General features: G+C 50.0%; 18 protein-coding genes. 1 reads left to right on the top strand and 17 read right to left on the bottom strand.

Translation table 11 applies throughout. From position 1 onward, the window contains the following. Positions 1 to 13: 13 nt before the first annotated feature. The 5 genes from ACQCV8_RS15835 to ACQCV8_RS15815 all read right to left on the bottom strand — a co-directional run bounded on the left by ACQCV8_RS15835 (position 14) and on the right by ACQCV8_RS15815 (position 4476). The gene (locus ACQCV8_RS15835) at positions 14 to 1009 is read right to left on the bottom strand and encodes an alpha-ketoacid dehydrogenase subunit beta (protein ID WP_426846026.1); all 996 of its coding nucleotides are present in this window, start codon (positions 1007 to 1009) and stop codon (positions 14 to 16) included. A gap of 2 nt (positions 1010 to 1011) precedes the next feature. After that, positions 1012 to 2082 carry a pyruvate dehydrogenase (acetyl-transferring) E1 component subunit alpha gene (pdhA, locus tag ACQCV8_RS15830; protein ID WP_426845991.1) on the bottom strand — a complete coding sequence of 357 codons (1071 nt, stop codon included), beginning with the start codon at positions 2080 to 2082 and terminating at the stop codon, positions 1012 to 1014. Positions 2083 to 2098: 16 nt separating this feature from the next. Further along, entirely contained in the window at positions 2099 to 3205 is a 1107-nt protein-coding gene (locus ACQCV8_RS15825; RefSeq protein ID WP_426846024.1) for a Leu/Phe/Val dehydrogenase, read from the bottom strand. A 38-nt stretch (positions 3206 to 3243) separates the two neighbouring features. Beyond that, positions 3244 to 3651 (bottom strand): thioesterase family protein, encoded by a 408-nt coding sequence (locus ACQCV8_RS15820; RefSeq protein WP_426845989.1) that lies wholly within the window; start codon positions 3649 to 3651, stop codon positions 3244 to 3246. Positions 3652 to 4287: 636 nt separating this feature from the next. Further along, the gene (locus tag ACQCV8_RS15815) at positions 4288 to 4476 is read right to left on the bottom strand and encodes a hypothetical protein (protein ID WP_426845987.1); all 189 of its coding nucleotides are present in this window, start codon (positions 4474 to 4476) and stop codon (positions 4288 to 4290) included. Between the two features lie 143 nt (positions 4477 to 4619). Between ACQCV8_RS15815 and ACQCV8_RS15810 the strand changes: the two genes are divergently transcribed. Next, positions 4620 to 5078, top strand: a complete 459-nt coding sequence (locus tag ACQCV8_RS15810) for a DUF5063 domain-containing protein (RefSeq protein WP_426845985.1) — start codon at positions 4620 to 4622, stop codon at positions 5076 to 5078. Between the two features lie 72 nt (positions 5079 to 5150). Here ACQCV8_RS15810 and ACQCV8_RS15805 read toward each other — a convergent pair whose 3' ends face one another. From ACQCV8_RS15805 to ACQCV8_RS15750, 12 genes are all read right to left on the bottom strand, one after another. After that, entirely contained in the window at positions 5151 to 5951 is an 801-nt protein-coding gene (locus ACQCV8_RS15805; RefSeq protein ID WP_426845983.1) for an ABC transporter ATP-binding protein, read from the bottom strand. Continuing rightward, positions 5929 to 6978, bottom strand: coding sequence for an ABC transporter permease (locus ACQCV8_RS15800; protein ID WP_426845981.1), 1050 nt, complete (start codon positions 6976 to 6978; stop codon positions 5929 to 5931). The genes ACQCV8_RS15805 and ACQCV8_RS15800 overlap by 23 nt, the downstream gene beginning before the upstream one ends. A 19-nt stretch (positions 6979 to 6997) precedes the next feature. Next, positions 6998 to 7999: an ABC transporter substrate-binding protein gene (locus tag ACQCV8_RS15795; protein WP_426845979.1), complete on the bottom strand. Its 1002-nt coding sequence runs from the start codon at positions 7997 to 7999 to the stop codon at positions 6998 to 7000. Between the two features lie 130 nt (positions 8000 to 8129). Next, a complete protein-coding gene (locus tag ACQCV8_RS15790; protein WP_426845978.1) occupies positions 8130 to 9080 on the bottom strand; it encodes an NAD(P)H-dependent flavin oxidoreductase in 951 nt (316 codons plus the stop codon). 411 nt (positions 9081 to 9491) lie between these two features. Continuing rightward, entirely contained in the window at positions 9492 to 10373 is an 882-nt protein-coding gene (paaX, locus tag ACQCV8_RS15785) for a phenylacetic acid degradation operon negative regulatory protein PaaX (protein ID WP_426846020.1), read from the bottom strand. A gap of 98 nt (positions 10374 to 10471) precedes the next feature. Beyond that, the gene (locus tag ACQCV8_RS15780; RefSeq protein WP_426845976.1) at positions 10472 to 11248 is read right to left on the bottom strand and encodes an enoyl-CoA hydratase-related protein; all 777 of its coding nucleotides are present in this window, start codon (positions 11246 to 11248) and stop codon (positions 10472 to 10474) included. A gap of 15 nt (positions 11249 to 11263) precedes the next feature. Beyond that, a complete protein-coding gene (locus tag ACQCV8_RS15775) occupies positions 11264 to 12460 on the bottom strand; it encodes a thiolase family protein (protein WP_426845974.1) in 1197 nt (398 codons plus the stop codon). Positions 12461 to 12463: 3 nt separating this feature from the next. After that, positions 12464 to 13330: a 3-hydroxyacyl-CoA dehydrogenase gene (locus tag ACQCV8_RS15770; protein WP_426845972.1), complete on the bottom strand. Its 867-nt coding sequence runs from the start codon at positions 13328 to 13330 to the stop codon at positions 12464 to 12466. A gap of 71 nt (positions 13331 to 13401) precedes the next feature. Continuing rightward, the gene (locus ACQCV8_RS15765; protein ID WP_426845970.1) at positions 13402 to 14919 is read right to left on the bottom strand and encodes an aldehyde dehydrogenase family protein; all 1518 of its coding nucleotides are present in this window, start codon (positions 14917 to 14919) and stop codon (positions 13402 to 13404) included. A 19-nt stretch (positions 14920 to 14938) separates the two neighbouring features. Next, on the bottom strand, positions 14939 to 15712 hold the full coding sequence (locus tag ACQCV8_RS15760) for an enoyl-CoA hydratase-related protein (RefSeq protein ID WP_426845968.1): 774 nt from the start codon (positions 15710 to 15712) through the stop codon (positions 14939 to 14941). A gap of 8 nt (positions 15713 to 15720) precedes the next feature. Beyond that, positions 15721 to 16497 (bottom strand): enoyl-CoA hydratase/isomerase family protein, encoded by a 777-nt coding sequence (locus ACQCV8_RS15755; RefSeq protein WP_426845966.1) that lies wholly within the window; start codon positions 16495 to 16497, stop codon positions 15721 to 15723. Continuing rightward, positions 16490 to 16795, bottom strand: coding sequence for an EthD family reductase (locus ACQCV8_RS15750; protein ID WP_426845964.1), 306 nt, complete (start codon positions 16793 to 16795; stop codon positions 16490 to 16492). Before ACQCV8_RS15750 ends, ACQCV8_RS15755 begins: the two co-directional genes overlap by 8 nt. Between the last annotated feature and the right edge of the window lie 6 nt (positions 16796 to 16801).

Genomic DNA, 16801 nt, shown 5'->3' with positions numbered 1-16801 from the left:
TCACCCGCTTCCTTTAAAATTGAACCGTTTTCTCCACTGCCTTCATAATCCGATCCGGGCCCGGCAAATAATGCTCTTCCAGCGCAAAAAACGGAACGGGCACATCGAAACCGCTCACCCGGGCAACCGGGGCCCGCAGGTAAAGGAAGGAGGTATCGTTAATCACAGCCATGACATCGTTCGCCGCACCGCCTGTTGCATGCGCTTCCTGTACAATAACCGCTCTCCCTGTCTTCTGAACCGAAGCGGCAATCGTTTCTTTATCGAGAGGATACAAGGTCCGCAAATCAATGACCTCGCAGCTGACACCTGATTTTTCCAGCTCCTCGGCAGCCTTCAGCGTTTGCAGCGCCATCGCTCCCCAGGACAGGAGGGTTACGTCGCTTCCCTGCTTTCTGACAGCCGCCTTGCCGATTTCAACCTGATACTCCTCATCCGGCACCTCGCCCTTACCCGCACGGTATAATCTCAGCGGCTCCAGGAACAGAACAGGATCCGGATCTTTAATGCTTGAAATGAGAAGCCCTTTTGCATCGTAAGGGGTAGAAGGACAAACCACTTTTATTCCCGGCATATGGGTAAAAAGCGCTTCCGCACTGTCAGAGTGAATTTCCGGAGCACGGATCCCGGCTCCATACGGTGCTCTGATGACAAGCGGGACGGTGTACTTACCCAGCGTCCTCATCCGGATCCGGGTCGCATGGGTCGCAATCTGTTCGTAGGCAGGGTAAATAAAACCAAGAAACTGAATTTCTGCCACCGGCTTCATTCCGTTAACTGCCATTCCAATCGCGGCACCCATCAGCCCCGCTTCGCTTAATGGAGTGTCCATTATCCGGTCCTCGCCAAATTCTTCGATAAGCCCCTCGGTTGCGCGGAAAACGCCTCCGTTGCTTCCGATGTCTTCTCCGAGAAGGACGACCTCCTCATTTTTCCGCAGCATCGTTCTGAGCGCATCGGTTACAGCTTGAACCATCGTCAGCTTATTGGTTTTCACCTTCATTTCCATACTCATCGGCCAGCACCTCTTATATGGTTCATGTAGTCTTCTTCCTGCTCTTTAATGGTCCACGTTTTCTCTTCAAAAACATGATCGAACAAGTCCTTAACATCAGGAGGAGGGAAGGCTTCCATTTCAGCCACTGCTTCTTCTATCTTCTCCTCGGCGTTCTTTTGAACGTCAGCCGCCCAGTCTTCTTCCCAAATGCCTTCATTTTTCATAAACCGCTCAAGCCTGAGAAGGGGGTCAATCGTTCTCTTTTTATTCAGACTCTCTTCCTGATTTCGGTATTTCTTCGGGTCATCGGCTGTCGTATGAGCGCCATATCTCCATGTAACCGCCTCCAGCAAGGTCGGACCATCCCCTTTTCTTGCCCTGTCCAGCGCTTGCTTTGTATAAAAATAAACAGCAAATACATCATTCCCGTCGATCCTGTAGCCCGGTATGCCATAAGCTACAGATTTCTGGGCAATCGTTTCCGAATTCATCTGCTTTTCTATCGGAACCGAGATGGCAAAGTGATTATTTTGGTTAAAAAAGACGACAGGAGATTTGAATACGCTTGCAAAATTGAGCCCTTCATGGAAATCTCCCTCTGACGTTGCCCCATCACCAAAATAAACGATGGCTGCATGGTCTGTTCCCCTGCGCTTTTCAGCGAGTGCCGCCCCGGCAGCATGCGGAAGCTGTGTTGCGATCGGCACTGCGGGAGGAAAAATTCGTTTGCCGCCGGGAACCAGACAGCCTTCACTCCTACCATTCCAATACAGCAGCACGTGCGGAAGGGAATGCCCAAAGGTAATCGTCGCTGCATGATCCCGGTACGTCGGGAAAAGCCAGTCGCGCTCATTCAACGCTGAAGCGCTTCCTACCTGAGCCGCTTCCTGACCCTCAAAAGGAGCATACGTTCCAAGCCGCCCCTGCCTTTGAAGTGAAATCGCTTTTCGGTCAAACGTGCGGACGAGAATCATTTTTTCATACATTTCTTTTGTAAGAGATTCAGAGATCACTGATTGAAATTCCCCGTTTACGAGATTACCGTTTTCATCCATGATTTGAATCATTGCAAACCCGTTCTCCATTCCTATCCCTCCCGCGTTATCGCTTTATGTTCCATTTCGGCTTCCGGTCTGCTGTAAAGAAGCTGCTGCGGTGCTTTCTCGCTTCAATTCGCTGCTCGCAGAACAGATCGGCTGCTTCTGCCGTACAAATTCCCCGGTCCTCAGAATGCTTGTAAACCTCTAACAGCGAAGTGTAAATCGCTTTTGTTTTCGTAAGCACCCGCTGCTTATTCGGCTCATACAGCTCATCTGCCACTTGAATGAGTCCTCCTGCATTCACAATGTAGTCAGGTGCATACAGGATGCCTCTTCTCCATAGGTCCTGACCGTGCTCTTCCCGCTCCAGCTGATTGTTAGCCGAACCCGCAATCGCTTTCACTTTCAGCTCTTCAATGGTCCAGTCATTAATGATTCCGCCCAGAGCGCATGGGACAAAAACGTCAGCACTCACTCCGTATATGTCCTCTCCCCTTACAGATTTAACAGAACCGGGAAGATCCTTCGCTTTTTGAACAAGAAGCTCACAAGCTGCCTCATTGATATCTGAAACAAACAAGTCAGCCCCTTCCTCAAGCAGACGTTCCGCCACCTTAAACCCTACTTTTCCAAGTCCCTGAATCGCATAGGTTCTTCCTTGAAGAGCATCGTCTCCCCAGACCGCTTTATTCGTTGCCTTAATCCCATAAATTACTCCCAGAGCGGTAGGAATCGATGAATCCCCGCTTCCGCCATACTCCTCCGGAATGCCGACAATGCATTGTGTCTCCTTTGAGGCGTGAACAAAATCCTCAGGAGTGGTCCCCATATCGGTCCCAGTGTAAAAACGTCCTTTAAGCGATTCTACAAACTGGCCGAAAGCCCTGAACAGCTCTGGTGATTTTTCTCCAAGCGGATCGCCGATAATAACGGATTTTCCCCCTCCAAAATCAACATCAGCGGCAGCGCACTTATAAGTCATGCCTTTCGAAAGCCTCAGTACATCATTCAGTGCTTCATTTACCGTTGCATATGGACGCATTCGGCAGCCGCCGAGCGCCGGACCAAGAGTTGTATTATGTATCGCAATAATAGCTTTAAGGCCGGTATGAGGGTCATTGCAGAAAACCACTTGTTCATGACCGCTGATTTCAGAAAACACATCCATCTCTGCGGACCCCCGTTCTTCAAGAAAAGTAACCGCTTTCATAAATTCCCTCCCGTTTGAACCTGTTCTATTTTTGACCGTATTTCACCCTTCGGCAAAATGATCTGCACAACCTCTCCCTTTCCGACCAGCCGGTTACCGCTATAGGCTTCTACCTCTGTATATATGAGATTTTTCTCCACCTTCACGAGCGTTGCGGTTGTCTTAACAACGGCGCCTTCCCCAGCTGGAGCGATATGCTTAACCTTAACCGAAGCCCCCATTCCTTCTTCTTCCTCTTCTAAAAAAGGAAGAATGATCTTCCGCGAAGCCCATTCCATACTGTGCACCATTGAAACAGTAGAATAGACGGGATGAACAACCTTCCCTTCAAATTGAGCAAATAAATCCGGTGTTACTGTCACTTCACAATCAGCCTGACAGCCAATCTCCATCCCTATTTTCATCCCATCTCCGCCTTTGCAGACCAATTCCGACATAATGTTACAATTATGTTTAATAACGTTTATTTAACGCAATCTTATCATTACGTTATATTTTTTTCAATACACACTTAGCTATTTCTGTTAAATTTTACAGAGTGAAAGAGGGTTCATCTGCTGGGAGCGGGCTCTTACTTTAACAAAGCACTAAACCTCCGGAATCACCACCCGTCTCCCAGCTCTAAGGAAGCTGGACTGCTCTTGCCTCCGACCCCCGCTGTGCTAAAGCACTAAACCTCCGGAATCACCACCCGTCTCCCAGCTCTAAGGAAGCTGGACTGCTCTTGCCTCCGACCCCCGCTGTGCTAATGCACTAAACCTCCGGCACCACCACCCGTACCCCAGCTCTAAGGAAGCTGGACTGCTCTTGCCTCTGACCCCCGCTGTGCTAAAGCACTAACCTTCCGGAATCACCACCCGTACCCCAGCTCTAAGGAAGCTGGACTGCTCTTGCCTCCGACCCCCGCTGTGCTAAAGCACTAAACCTCCGGCACCATTCCGATGACACTTTGCTGCACAAGGGATTGAAAGGTTGGGGCTCCGACCCCGAATAATCCAATAAGAGGGGACGGAGGCATCCTCCGACCCCAATTATGTCTACTAGTTTTCCTCTGTCCCCTGCTCCTTAAAAGCGTTGGTGGAGAAGGAAGAGGAGATTTCTGCCTCTGGCCCCCGATACTTTACCGTAACGGGGGACGGAGGAAGGGTTGCGACAGTCAGTGAAATAAGCGCAACCGGTACAGCCACTGCCACTGCCACCACCACAACCTCTACAGCCACAACAACCAAAACAGCTCCCCCTGTCCCTGCCGCAAAACCTCGTCGCAAAACCTAGCGTACAAGTTTAGCCTCTCCACCTGCGGCCGGCAAAAAAGGAATTTGATCGTGCTGTACCGAATTCCTCTACATATATTTTGAAGCGGAGGGTGACTATGAAGGATCATGCTTTCGAGTTTTTTCATTCAGCGTCCAGGTTTTGCCGGACTGCAGAGCAATACGGTTCAAATCAGGAAGAAGAGCGGGCGAAAATGAAAGACCTGTTGAGTGTTTTAATTGATCTGTATGCAAAGGCTTTGTCTCTTCCCGAAACGGAAATTGCTGAGCATGCAAATAAGGAAGGTGAGCTTGATTATGAGATTCCTTCAATAGACTTTCAGCTCGGGGGCGAATATTGGGAGGTGTTTGATCCATACGAAAGGGACGAACCTGTACAGGTGGCGCTATCAGATGACATTTTGGATATTTACAAAGATGTAAAGAGCGGGATTTTTCTTTATGAAAAAGGATTCCACCAGGCTGCCCTTTGGAATTGGAAGTTCATGTTTGAAATCCATTGGGGGATGCATGCTTCTGATGCAATCCGGGCCATGCACTGGGCAATTCATCGTTAGGGAGTGAAAAAAAGAAAGAAGTCTGCTGAACCCGAGGACCGGGAGACTTCCTTCCTTCATGCTTGGCGATGTTTAGTAAGCATTCAGCAGGGCGCGGTCGCTCGCCATCTGTTCGCCTCGTATCCGCTGAAATTCGCTCATCAGCTTTTCAATGGTGAGCTCTTTTTTCTTTTCTTCATCAACAGACAGAATGATCTGTCCTTTATCCATCATAATCAGCCGGTTTCCTAAATCAAGGGCCTGCTGCATATTATGGGTCACCATGAGGGTTGTTAAACCAAATTTGCTTACAATTTCTCTCGTGAGATTGGTGATCAGCTCGGCTCTGGAAGGATCAAGGGCGGCAGTATGCTCGTCCAGAAGCAGAATGGACGGCTCGGTGAACGTCGCCATAAGCAGGGAAAGCGCCTGTCTTTCGCCTCCGGAAAGCATCCCCACCTTTGCGTTCATCCGGTTTTCAAGCCCCAGATGAATGGATGCGAGGGATTCCTTAAAAAAATCATGCCGTTTTTTTGTTACGGCTGCTTTAAATCCGCGTTTTTTATTCCGCGAGTAGGCCATTGCCAGATTTTCCTCTATCGTCATCGAAGGAGCGGTTCCGGCCATAGGATCTTGAAACACCCTGCCGATCAGCTTTGACCGTTTGTATTCAGGGAGAATTGTAACGTCCTTCCCGTCCACTTCCACGATCCCGACATCCGGAGAAAGAACGCCGGATATCACATTCATCATCGTTGATTTGCCGGCTCCGTTGCTCCCGATAATGGTCACGAAATCCCCTTGTTTTAAAGAAAGGTTGATTCGGTCCAAAGCAATTTTTTCATCCGGCGTGCCTTCATTGAAAATCTTGTTAATCTGCTTTAGATGCAGCAATGGCCTCCCCCTCTCCATTTACACCGTGAAGCTCCCGCATCCGCTCCTGGTAGCGCTTCTCTTTTCGCTTTTTCTGCCTGTACCGCTCGAGAATCATCGGAACAATCAATGCGAAAATAACAATCACTGCGGTGATCAGCTTTAAATCTCCGGTATCCAGCCATTCAACCTGCAGAGAAAGACTAATGACAATCCTGTAGATAACAGCCCCGCCGATGACAGCAAGCGTCGTTCTGGCAATGGTTTTCGTGCCGAATATCGCTTCTCCAATAATGACAGAAGCAAGTCCGATTATGATCATCCCGATTCCCATTCCGATATCCGAGAACTTGGCATATTGTGCCACCAATGCACCGGATGAGGCAACTAACGCATTGGATAGCCCCAGACCCAAAATTATCAGGGAATCTGTGTTGGCGGAAAAACTGCGGATCATCCGCCGGTTATCACCGGTAGCGCGGATGGCAAGCCCGGTCTCGGTCTTAAGAAAGAGGTCCGTCAGCCCCTTAATCGCAAAGGTCACGAGCAGCATAAAGATCAGGATGCCCCAGCCAGACGGAAGGCTGCTGCCTAATCCAATAGCCGAGAGCATTCCATTTAAAGGAGCATCAATCCCAAGATTCTTTGAAAAATCAGATACCCATGTAAAGATGGTTTCAGAATTTAGGAGAGGAATATTCGGAACGCCAATCGACGTTTCTGAAGTCGTTCCCATGATGCGCAGATTGATGGAGTACAAAGCAATCATCATCAATATTCCTGAAAGCAGCGGGTTGATCCTCCCCTTTGTATTCAAGACCCCTGTTATCGACCCCGCTGCAAAGCCTGCTGCTGCAGCTGCTGCAGTCGCCGCTAAAGGATTAAAGCCGAGCACGATCATTGCCGCCGCCACGGAAGCTCCAGTAACGAAGCTCCCATCAACGGTCAGGTCAGGAAAATCAAGCACCCTGAAGGATAAATAGACGCCAAGCGCCATGATGGCATAAATGATGCCCAATTCAACAGAACCGAATAATGCAGAAAACATTGCGAATCGCCCCTAACTGTTATTCAGTGTATTCAGCCTGCTCATCCCACTCCGGCTTGATTTCAATGCCCATTGCTTCAGCTGCCTGTTTGTTAATCATCAGCTTAAGATCTCCTGGCACTTCCACCGGAATGTCCCCTGCCTTCTTCTCTCCAGTCAGTACTTGCGCAGCCATTTCGCCTGCCTGGTAGCCAATGTCGTAATATTTAAATCCGTAAGCCGCAAAGGCACCCCGGTTCAGCGAGTCCAAATCAGCGGTAAGCAGCGGGATTTTCTTATCATTTGCTACTGAAACGACAGATTCAACAGCGGAAATGACGGTGTTATCAGTAACGATGTAAAACGCATCCACTTTTCCCGCCATGGACTCAGCCGCCTGCTTGACGTCAGCACTGGTTGAGACGGAAGCTGTTACCGGCTCGAGTTCCAGTTCTTCCATTACTTTCTTCACCGATTCCACCTGGGACACGGAATTCTGCTCTCCCGCATTGTAGAGCATGCCGACTTTTTCCCCTCCAAGCTCTTCTTTAATAAACTTCATCGTGTTTAGAATTGCATCAGGATGAGCATCGATAGTGCCAGTTACATTTCCTCCGGGTTTCTCTAATGAATCAACCAGCTCCGCTCCAACAGGATCGGTCACTGAGCTGAATAAAATCGGAATGTCCTTTGTTGCGCTCAGCGCTGCCTGTGAGCTTGGGGTAGAGTTAGCGAAGATCAGATCAGGCTTTTGGCTCACGAGGGTCGTGGCAATGGTCGTATTTGTGCTTGAATCCCCCTGCGCGTTCTTTACATCAAATTCCGCTTTTATCCCTTTGTCCTCCAGCGCTTTTTTAAATCCTTTAAAAGCATCGTCAAGGGAGGCATGCTCCACAATTTGGGTGACTCCGATTTTATACGTTTTTCCTGCTTCTTCCCCGCTGCCGCCTTCTCCGCCGGAAGCATTCTGTTTATTTCCGCATCCGCTCAAAATCAGACCTGCTGCTACAGCCATTCCAAGCCATACCTTCGCCTTTTTCATCAGCAAAAATCCCCCTTTTGATATAAGAACTGTAAAACTCTTACAAAAAGTATGTCGAAAATATCAAGTGCGTTATTTCAACGTAATGGTATCATCAGGAAATTGGCACGTCAATAAATATTTAGAATATTTAAAAATTTATTTCTTTCAGTCTGGCGGCCGCTTTATCAAAGTCTGTTTTCATCTCGTTTATGACTTCTTTTACAGAAGGAATTTCCCGAATCAATCCTGCTATCTGGCCGCTGTTCCAATAACCTGCATTCTCGTTTCCATCAATTGCACCGGCAATATGAAACTCTTCATCGGTTTGGCGGCTATATTCTTCAAGTGACATGCCCTTACTTTCGTTATCAAGCACACGTCCGGCATAAGGATTTCTCAGGACTCTTCTCACTCTTCCCACTGAACGGCCGATCACCATGGTCCCATGATCATCCGCTTCTAAAAGGCGCTGCTTATACAGCGGAGAAAAAGGGGCTTCTTTCGTTGCAATAAACCTTGTCCCCATCTGAACTCCTTCTGCACCAAGCACAAGCATGGCAGCAAGCCCCCGCCCATCCGCAATGCCTCCGGCTGCAGCTACAGGAATTTGAACCGCATCCACAAGCTGAGGGATGAGCGCAAGTGTTGTGGTCTCCAGCGGAGAATTCAGCCCGGCTGCCTCAAACCCTTCACCAACGATAATGTCCGCCCCACCTGCTTGGGCTTTTTCCGCCTGCCTGACAGAAGCGGTCACAGCCAGCACCTTTACTCCATGCTCTTGAAAGTAAGGGATAAAGGGGGCAGGATTTCCTGCTGATAACGAAACAGCTTTTACCTCATGCTTTACGATTATTTCAGCCAGCTCTTTCGCGTGGGTAGAAACCGAAAGCGCCACATTGACAGCAAATGGTCTGGCAGTCCTTTCCTTCGTCTCCAGTATAATCCTCTCCACCTCATCAGGTGTGCGCGTCCCGGCACCAATCGTACCAAGCGCCCCGGCCTCCGAAATGGCAGCCGTAAGCTTGGCATTGCTAATGTTCCCCATCCCCCCTTGAAGGATGGGCACTTCAATATTGAGAATGCTGCATAAACGGTTCAAACTAAAAGCTCCCTTCCTTTGTGTAAGCGTTTACATAATGGGGAGGAGAGGGTTTGGCCCGGCCTGTACCAGCAGACCAAACAAAGCTCAGGCACCACTCCAGGAATCATCTGCCGAGCTCCGGTACGGGGTGCCTGGCCCCTGCTTCTCTAGCATACTAAAGCTCCGGCACCGTTTGCCGAATCCCTTGGGGTATATGAGGCTGCAATCGCCGGTCTCCGTCCCCCGCTGCGGTGAAGCATGTGGGGACAGGCACGGTGCCTGGCCCCTGCTTCTCTACCATACTAAAGCTCCGGCACCGCTTCCCGAATCCCTTGGGGTATATGAGGCTGCACTCGCCGGTCTCCGTCCCCCGCTGCGGTGAAGCATGTGGGGACATGCCCCGGCCCAGCACCGGCCCAGCAGCCATGGTTATTTCTCCTCCACCAGCAGCGGATGCTGATAAATATCGTATTCAGAGTCTTTGTTCGTTAGTTCGTTTCCTTCTTTGAATACCTCTTCAAAGAAGCGGCTGGCCGGTTCCGCAAGTTCGCGGTAGTAGCTGCTGAAGAGGGAGGCGGCGTGGCTGCCGAGCCATTTTTCCGGGAGCAGCTCTTCGGGCAGACCGGGGTCGCTGAAGAGGAACTTCCGGTATTCGTGTACGAGCTTGGTGCGCTCAACGAAGCATTCGGCGTCGGTCATTTCCCCTTTTTGAATTTTGTTTTTATCGATGATGTACTTTTGGCTGTAGCCGCCAATAAACTCTTCGTAGCGCTGGTTAATTTCGTTTAGGTCCCAGCATTCTTCTACGAGTTTTTTGTTTTCATGGGGGCCGTCGTATTGGGCTGCGAAGAAGTGCACGTACGGACGGATTTCGTATTTATCCATGAGGGCGTATACTTCTTTGGTCAATTCGTTCGGCGAAACCCAGCAGCTGTTAGCCATCGTCCCGAAGCCGCTCCAGACGAGTTCTTTGCGAAGCTCATCGCGGATTGCCCGCTTTTCTTCGGGAATGGAATAGATGAATAGCCGCCACTTGCCGTCCCATTTGTCGGGACTTAGCTTGAAGATCCGCTTGGCGGCTTCTTCCATGCGTACGGCTCCGCGTTCTGTCAGGAAATAATGGCTTTTGTTGCCGATTTTTTTTGAGGTTACCCATCCCTGTTTGTTCATTCTGGAGATAGCGGCCCGGACGGATTGTTCGTTGTGGCCGAACTCCTTCAGCAAGCGGATCAGGCTGCCGATCCAAATTTCGTTGCCGTAATGGCGGATGTAATCCCCGTATAGGGTAAAGATCATGGATCTCGTGTTGATGGTGCTGTTCATTGCCTTCACTACTCTCTATGAAAAGTTAAGCGCTCTATTATCCTCCATTTGACAATGAATGGTTCCCTTCTGTCAACTTTTTTCGTCTATTTTCCTATAAATTGCGGAGGGCGTTTTTCGGAAAAGGCGTTGAGCGCTTCTCTTCTGTCATACGTCGGGATGGTAAGCTCGTAGGCTTTCGCTTCAATTTCAAGTCCCGTAGCAAGGTCTGTTTCCATCCCGCAGCTGATGGCATATTTGGCCTGCTCTACGGCTACCGGTCCATTGCTCAGAATTTCCCTTGCCAGGTCTTCACACTCCTGCATGAGCCTGTCTGAGGAAGTGATTCCCGTTAAAATGCCGAAGTTAAATGCTGAAGCGGCATCCAGTTTTCTGGCGGTTAGAATCAGTTCCTTTGCTTTCGCTTCCCCGATAAGCCGAGGCAGCCTCTGGGTTCCCCCGGCACCGGGAATAATCGCCCAGCTCGTCTCAGTGAGTCCCATCCGGGCATGGTCTGCAGCCAGACGGAAATCACAGGCAAGCATAAGCTCAAACCCTCCGCCAAAGGCATAGCCGTTTACAGCTGCGATCGTTACTTGCGGAAGCTTGGAGATTTCATGGAAAACAGTCCTGATTTTGTGAACATTTCTGCGCACATCTTCCTCGCTGAGTGTTTTTCTTTCCTTTAAGTCGGCTCCGGAACTGAAGGCCTTCTCTCCCGCTCCTGTGAAAATGACGACACGTGTCTCCTTGTCATGGCGGAGCTTTTCCGTTAATTCCCCTAATTCCATCAGCATGTCAAAATTGAAGCAGTTCAGGGATTCCGGCCGGTTCAATGTAACGTAAGCCAGGCCCTCTTTCTTTTTCACAAGTACATTTTCCATAGCCATCCTTCTCTCTTATTCTATATTTTCTACAATGGTCGCAATGCCCTGACCTACCCCGACGCACATCGTGGCGAGACCGAACCGGACCTGTCTGCGTTTCATTTCATAAATCAAAGTCGTCAGGATTCTGGCGCCGCTTGCTCCAAGAGGATGGCCAAATGCAATAGCCCCTCCGTTAACATTTACCTTTTCGGGATCGAGTCCCAGCTCGTTAATGCAGGCGATAGATTGAGAGGCAAAGGCCTCGTTCAATTCGATCAGCCCAAGGTCAGCTGCCGAGAGTCCGGCACGGGTGAGAGCTTTTTGGGAGGCATGCACGGGTCCCATTCCCATGATGGAAGGCTCCAGTCCTGCAACGGCAGAAACCTTATATTTTGCGAGGGGTTTTAGTCCAAGCTCGTTTGCTTTTTCAAGGCTCATGATCAATAGAGCCGCCGCTCCGTCATTCACTCCGGACGCATTCCCGGCTGTGACCGTTCCCCCTGAGAACAGCGGCCGCAAAGAAGCTAGTTTTTCCCTCGTCGTTTCAGGCCGCGGATGCTCATCCCGGTCTACAATAAATCCCTTCCCTTTTCTGTCGCGGATGGAGACTGGAATGATTTCTTCTGCAAATTTTCCGGCTTCCATTGCTGCTGCTGCCTTCATCTGGCTGTGATAGGCAAACCGGTCCTGCTCTTCTCTTGCAATGCCAAACTGCCTTGCAACATTTTCTGCTGTTTCCGGCATGGAATCCGTCCCGAATTTTTCCTGCAGTCTTTCATTAATAAAGCGCCAGCCGATGGTTGTGTCGAGCAGGTCGATCGTTCCTCTCGGATAATCGGATTCGGGTTTTCCCATGACAAAAGGGGCCCGTGTCATACTTTCTGTTCCCCCTGCTATGTAGATGTCCCCTTCTCCTGCTATGATCGCTCTGGCAGCATAATTGACTGCATCGAGGCCCGAGCCGCACAGGCGGTTAATGGTCGTACCGCCTGTTTCCACAGGCAGGCCGGCAAGCAGGGCCGACATGCGTGCAACGTTTCTATTATCCTCTCCGGCCTGGTTCGCGCAGCCAAAAACGACCTCTTCAATTTGAGCCAGGCCCTTATTCCGCTCCAGCAGCCCTTTCAGGACGATCGCTCCCAAGTCATCCGGGCGAACGGATTTCAGGGCTCCTTTGTAGCGGCCGACAGGTGTTCTGAGAGCATCGACGATTACCGCTTCACGCACGATTCAATCACCTTTCCCTTCATTTGTATACGTGTAAACACCCTTTCCCGACTTGCGGCCAAGCCTGCCTGCCTTGACATATTGTACGAGCAGCGGTGCGGGTCTGTATTTTTCCCCAAGCGTCTGATGGAGATAGGTTAAATTGTTAAGTCTTGTATCCAGTCCTACCAGGTCCCCGAGTTCAAACGGACCCATTGGATAATTCAGCCCGAGGCGGATCGCTTTATCGATTTCCTCTGCTGATCCTACTCCCTCCTGAAGCATGTAGAACGCCTCATTCCCGACAAGGGCGCTGATTCTGCTCGTGACAAAGCCTGGGAACTCATTGATGACAACCGTCTCTTTTTTCATCTGCCTGGAAACCTGCTGAATGGCTTCTGCTGTTTCATCGCTTGTTTCCAGACCGCGGATGATTTCAATGAGCGGCATTTTATGTACCGGATTGAAGAAATGCATGGCAATGACCTGCGCCGGTCTGTTTGTAAAGGAGCCGATTTCTGTCGGACTCATTGTGGACGTATTCGTGGCAAAAAGGCATCCGGCAGGTGCATGTGCATCAAACAGTTCAAAGACCGCCTGCTTGATTTCCCTTTTTTCCGGAACCGCCTCAATAATCAGGTCTGCCTGTTTTGATGCTTCTTCAAGGCTTGAAGAATAGTCCAGCTTATCTTTCGCATGCTCGGCCTGATCTTTTAACATAATCTCTCTACCGACTGCTTTTTGAAAAATAGCATCAATTTCGTTCCTGGCGCTTAAGAGCGCTTCTTCTTTTACATCAGCCAGCGTAACCCGGAAACCTCCGGCTGCAGCCACGTAGGCGATCCCTCTTCCCATTACGCCCGATCCGGCAACCATGATATGTTTGATCATTTTTCTTCCCCCTTTTCCCCTATAGAAAAAATGCGAGCGGCTTCCGCTGGGGAATACGCTCGCTCAAGGTTTTACACGTTAAAGAAATTCAGCGGACGGGTGCCGAAGTAGGACAGAACACTCTTTGTTTCTGTATAAAGATCCAGAGTTTCTACACACAGCTCACGGCCAAACCCAGATTGCTTATAGCCCCCGAACGGTGTGCCGGGGAACGCGGAAATCGGGCTGTTAACCATGACGATCCCCGCTTTGATTTCGTTGGCCACACGTGTCGCACGGGCCTGATTGGTTGTCCAGATGGCGGAGCCAAGTCCGAAAATGGTGTCATTGGCCAGAGCAAGCGCTTCTTTTTCGCCGTTAAACTTCATGACGGCCACAACCGGTCCGAAAATTTCCTCCTGGACGGCTTTCATGTCATGGGTAACGTTCGTGATAATGGTCGGCTCATACCAATAGCCGCCTTCGAACCCTTCCACCTCTGCCGGTTTGCCGCCAGCCACAACCTCTGCACCATCCGAAATGGCTGACTGCACGTAGCTGTCGATCGTTTCAAGCTGATCCTTGCTGATCACAGCTCCAATGTGGGTTTCTTCATTAAATGGATTGCCAAGCTTCAGTTTGTGGGCCTTCTCAATGAATTTCTCCATAAACTCATCGTAAATGCTTTCTTCTACATAAAGGCGGGACCGTGCCTCACAGGATTGGCCGGTGTTGTAGAAAATGCCGTATAGGGACCCTGCAACTGCTGCCTCAATGTCGGCATCGGCAAATACGATATTCGGGGATTTTCCGCCGAGCTCGAGAGTGACACGCTTCAGCGTTTGACTCGCTTTCGCCATAATATCTTTTCCTATCGGTGTGGAGCCGGTGAACGCCACCTTATCCACTTCAGGGTGTTCCACTAAATAATTTCCAATTGTTGAACCTGAGCCTGGAACCACATTGACAACTCCCGGAGGAATACCGGCTTCGTGGCAGATTTCAGTCAGAACGATAGCCGTCAGCGGGGTCAGGCTTGCCGGTTTTAAAACGACAGAGCAGCCGGCCGCGATTGCAGGCGCTACTTTCCAGGCAGCCATCATGAGCGGATAGTTCCAAGGGATGATTTGCGCGCAGACACCTACCGGTTCCTTTTGGGTGTAGTTAAAGAATTGGCCGGGAACATTGTTCACTTCTCCACGGTGACCGACAATCGCTCCTGCATAAAACTCAAAATCCTCAATGGCCTGCATGACCTGTCCCTGAGCTGCTGAAAGAGATTTTCCTGTATCGAGAATCTCAAGCTCCACCAGCTCATTAAAGCGGGATCTCATAATAGCCGCGATTTTGTTCAGGACACGGGAGCGTTTACCGATCGGTGTACGCTTCCATTTACCGGCATCAAAAGCTGCCCTCGCCGCTTTTACAGCCCGGTCTGCATCTTCCATCGAGGCTTTTGCCACAACCGCTACCGCATCACCGGTTGCCGGATTGTATGTAGTAAACGTTTCATTTGAGTGGCTGTCTGTCCGCTCCCCATTGATCACAAGCTGATACATTTCGCGGATTGTCGGTGAAGCCTCAAATTTCTTGTCTTTTACTGTACTCATCCCAAACACTCCTTCTTTTTTATTTTCCTGAAAACTGCGGTTTCCGTTTTTCTAAAAAAGCGGCTGTCCCTTCGCGGTGGTCCTCTGACAGACCGGCGATCCTTTGATACTGCGCCTCTTTTTCAAGCATTTCATCAAGAGTCGCGTTAAAGCTTCCGTGAATAGCCCTTTTAATGAGCCCGATTGCGGCAGTCGGCATCGCAGCAAGACGATCTGCAAATGCCGCGGTTTCCTGTTCAAGCAGGTCCGGTTCCACAATGAGGGTAACGAGTCCAAGCTCTTTCGCCTGCCGGCTGTCAATTTTTTCACCTAACAAGGCCAGTTCCAGTGCCTTCGCGGTTCCGATAATCCGGGGAAGGTAGAAATGATTCCCGGAATCCGGAACAAGACCGACGTGGATAAAGGATTGGATAAAGCTCGCTTTCTCAGAGGCGATGCGGAAATCACAGGCAAGAGCAAGGCTGAATCCAGCCCCCGCCGCTACCCCGTTGACGGCAGCAATTACCGGCTTTGGAAAGGCAGCCAGCGCCTTCACCATTGGGTTATAGCGGGTCCGGACAATTTCTCCGTGATCGGTCTCCTCCCCTATGCTTCCTAAATCCTCTCCGGAACTGAATGCCCTGCCTTCACCTGTTATAACCAGGCAGCGTATTTCCTCGTTCGAGGACGCAGCTTTTAGTGCCTGGACGATCTCTTTGTTCATTTGTCCAGTAAACGCATTCAGCTTATCCGGACGGTTCAGCGTCAGCCAGGCCGTGCCGTTTTTTTGCTCCAGCTTAATCGTTTCGTACATGCGACCCCCTACTTTCCTTTAAATAAAGGAAGGCGTTTTTCCTTAAATGCGCGCATGCCTTCCTTCTGATCCTCTGAGGAAAACAGCAGACTGAAATTTTTCCGTTCATATTGCATCCCTTCGTAAACGGAATAATCCAATGCCTTATACACCGCTTCCTTGCTGAAACGAATGGAAAGCGGTGCTTTTTCTGCAAGGCTGGCTGCAAACCTCATCGTTTCTTCTATTAATAGCTCCGGGGCAACCAAGCGGCTGACGATTCCGAGCTTCTCTGCCTTGGAAGCTGTCATCGTCTCCCCTGTCCATATATATTCGAGTGCTTTTGTTTTTCCGATCAGTTTGGTCAGTCTCTGTGTTCCCCCCGCTCCCGGCATCACCCCGAGATTCACTTCCGGAAAACCGAATTGAGCCTGTTCTGCTGCAAAAAGCAGATCACAGGCAAGAGCCAGCTCAAATCCCCCGCCAAGGGCGAAACCGTGTACAGCGCCAATGACCGGTTTTTTGATCATGCTGATTCTGTCCCAATCGGCGAATTGATTCATCCATTCCATATGGATGGCATCTTCATCTGCCATTTCTTCTATATCTGCTCCAGCCGCAAACGCCCGGCCTTTTCCTGAGAGAACCGTTACCCTGACATCATCCCGGCGGTCAAATTCTTCAAGCGCCTGAACGATTTCATGGATCATTTGCCTGTTTAGCGCGTTTAGAACCTTGGGCCGGTTCAGTGTAATGAGACCGATTTTCCCCTGCACCCCGGTCTCGATCATCATGAAATTATCCATTATGCTCTTCACCGAAAAAGAAGGTTACGAGGCTTCCGGCAAATTTCATTACATCCTTTCCAGAGGCTTTGGATTCTTCGGTTTTCGATGCTTCTTTAAAGGCTTGCTTGTTCTCATAAAACATTTCGCACATAAGGTAGTACTCGCTCTCCCCCATCGGCGAGCCGGTAATCTTAGTGATTTTCACATCCTGAAGACCAGGAATTTTCCGGGTAAGCGGAATGTGTGTACCGAAGTAATACTCGTCAAAGCTTTGCGGATCCTCTGGCTTCTTAAATAAGGCGACCATTTTGAACATGTTCAT

The sequence above is a fragment of the Metabacillus sp. 84 genome (assembly GCF_050107715.1).
Taxonomy (GTDB): Bacteria; Bacillota; Bacilli; order Bacillales; family Bacillaceae; genus Metabacillus_B.
This window is presented reverse-complemented; position numbering and strand designations above follow the sequence as displayed.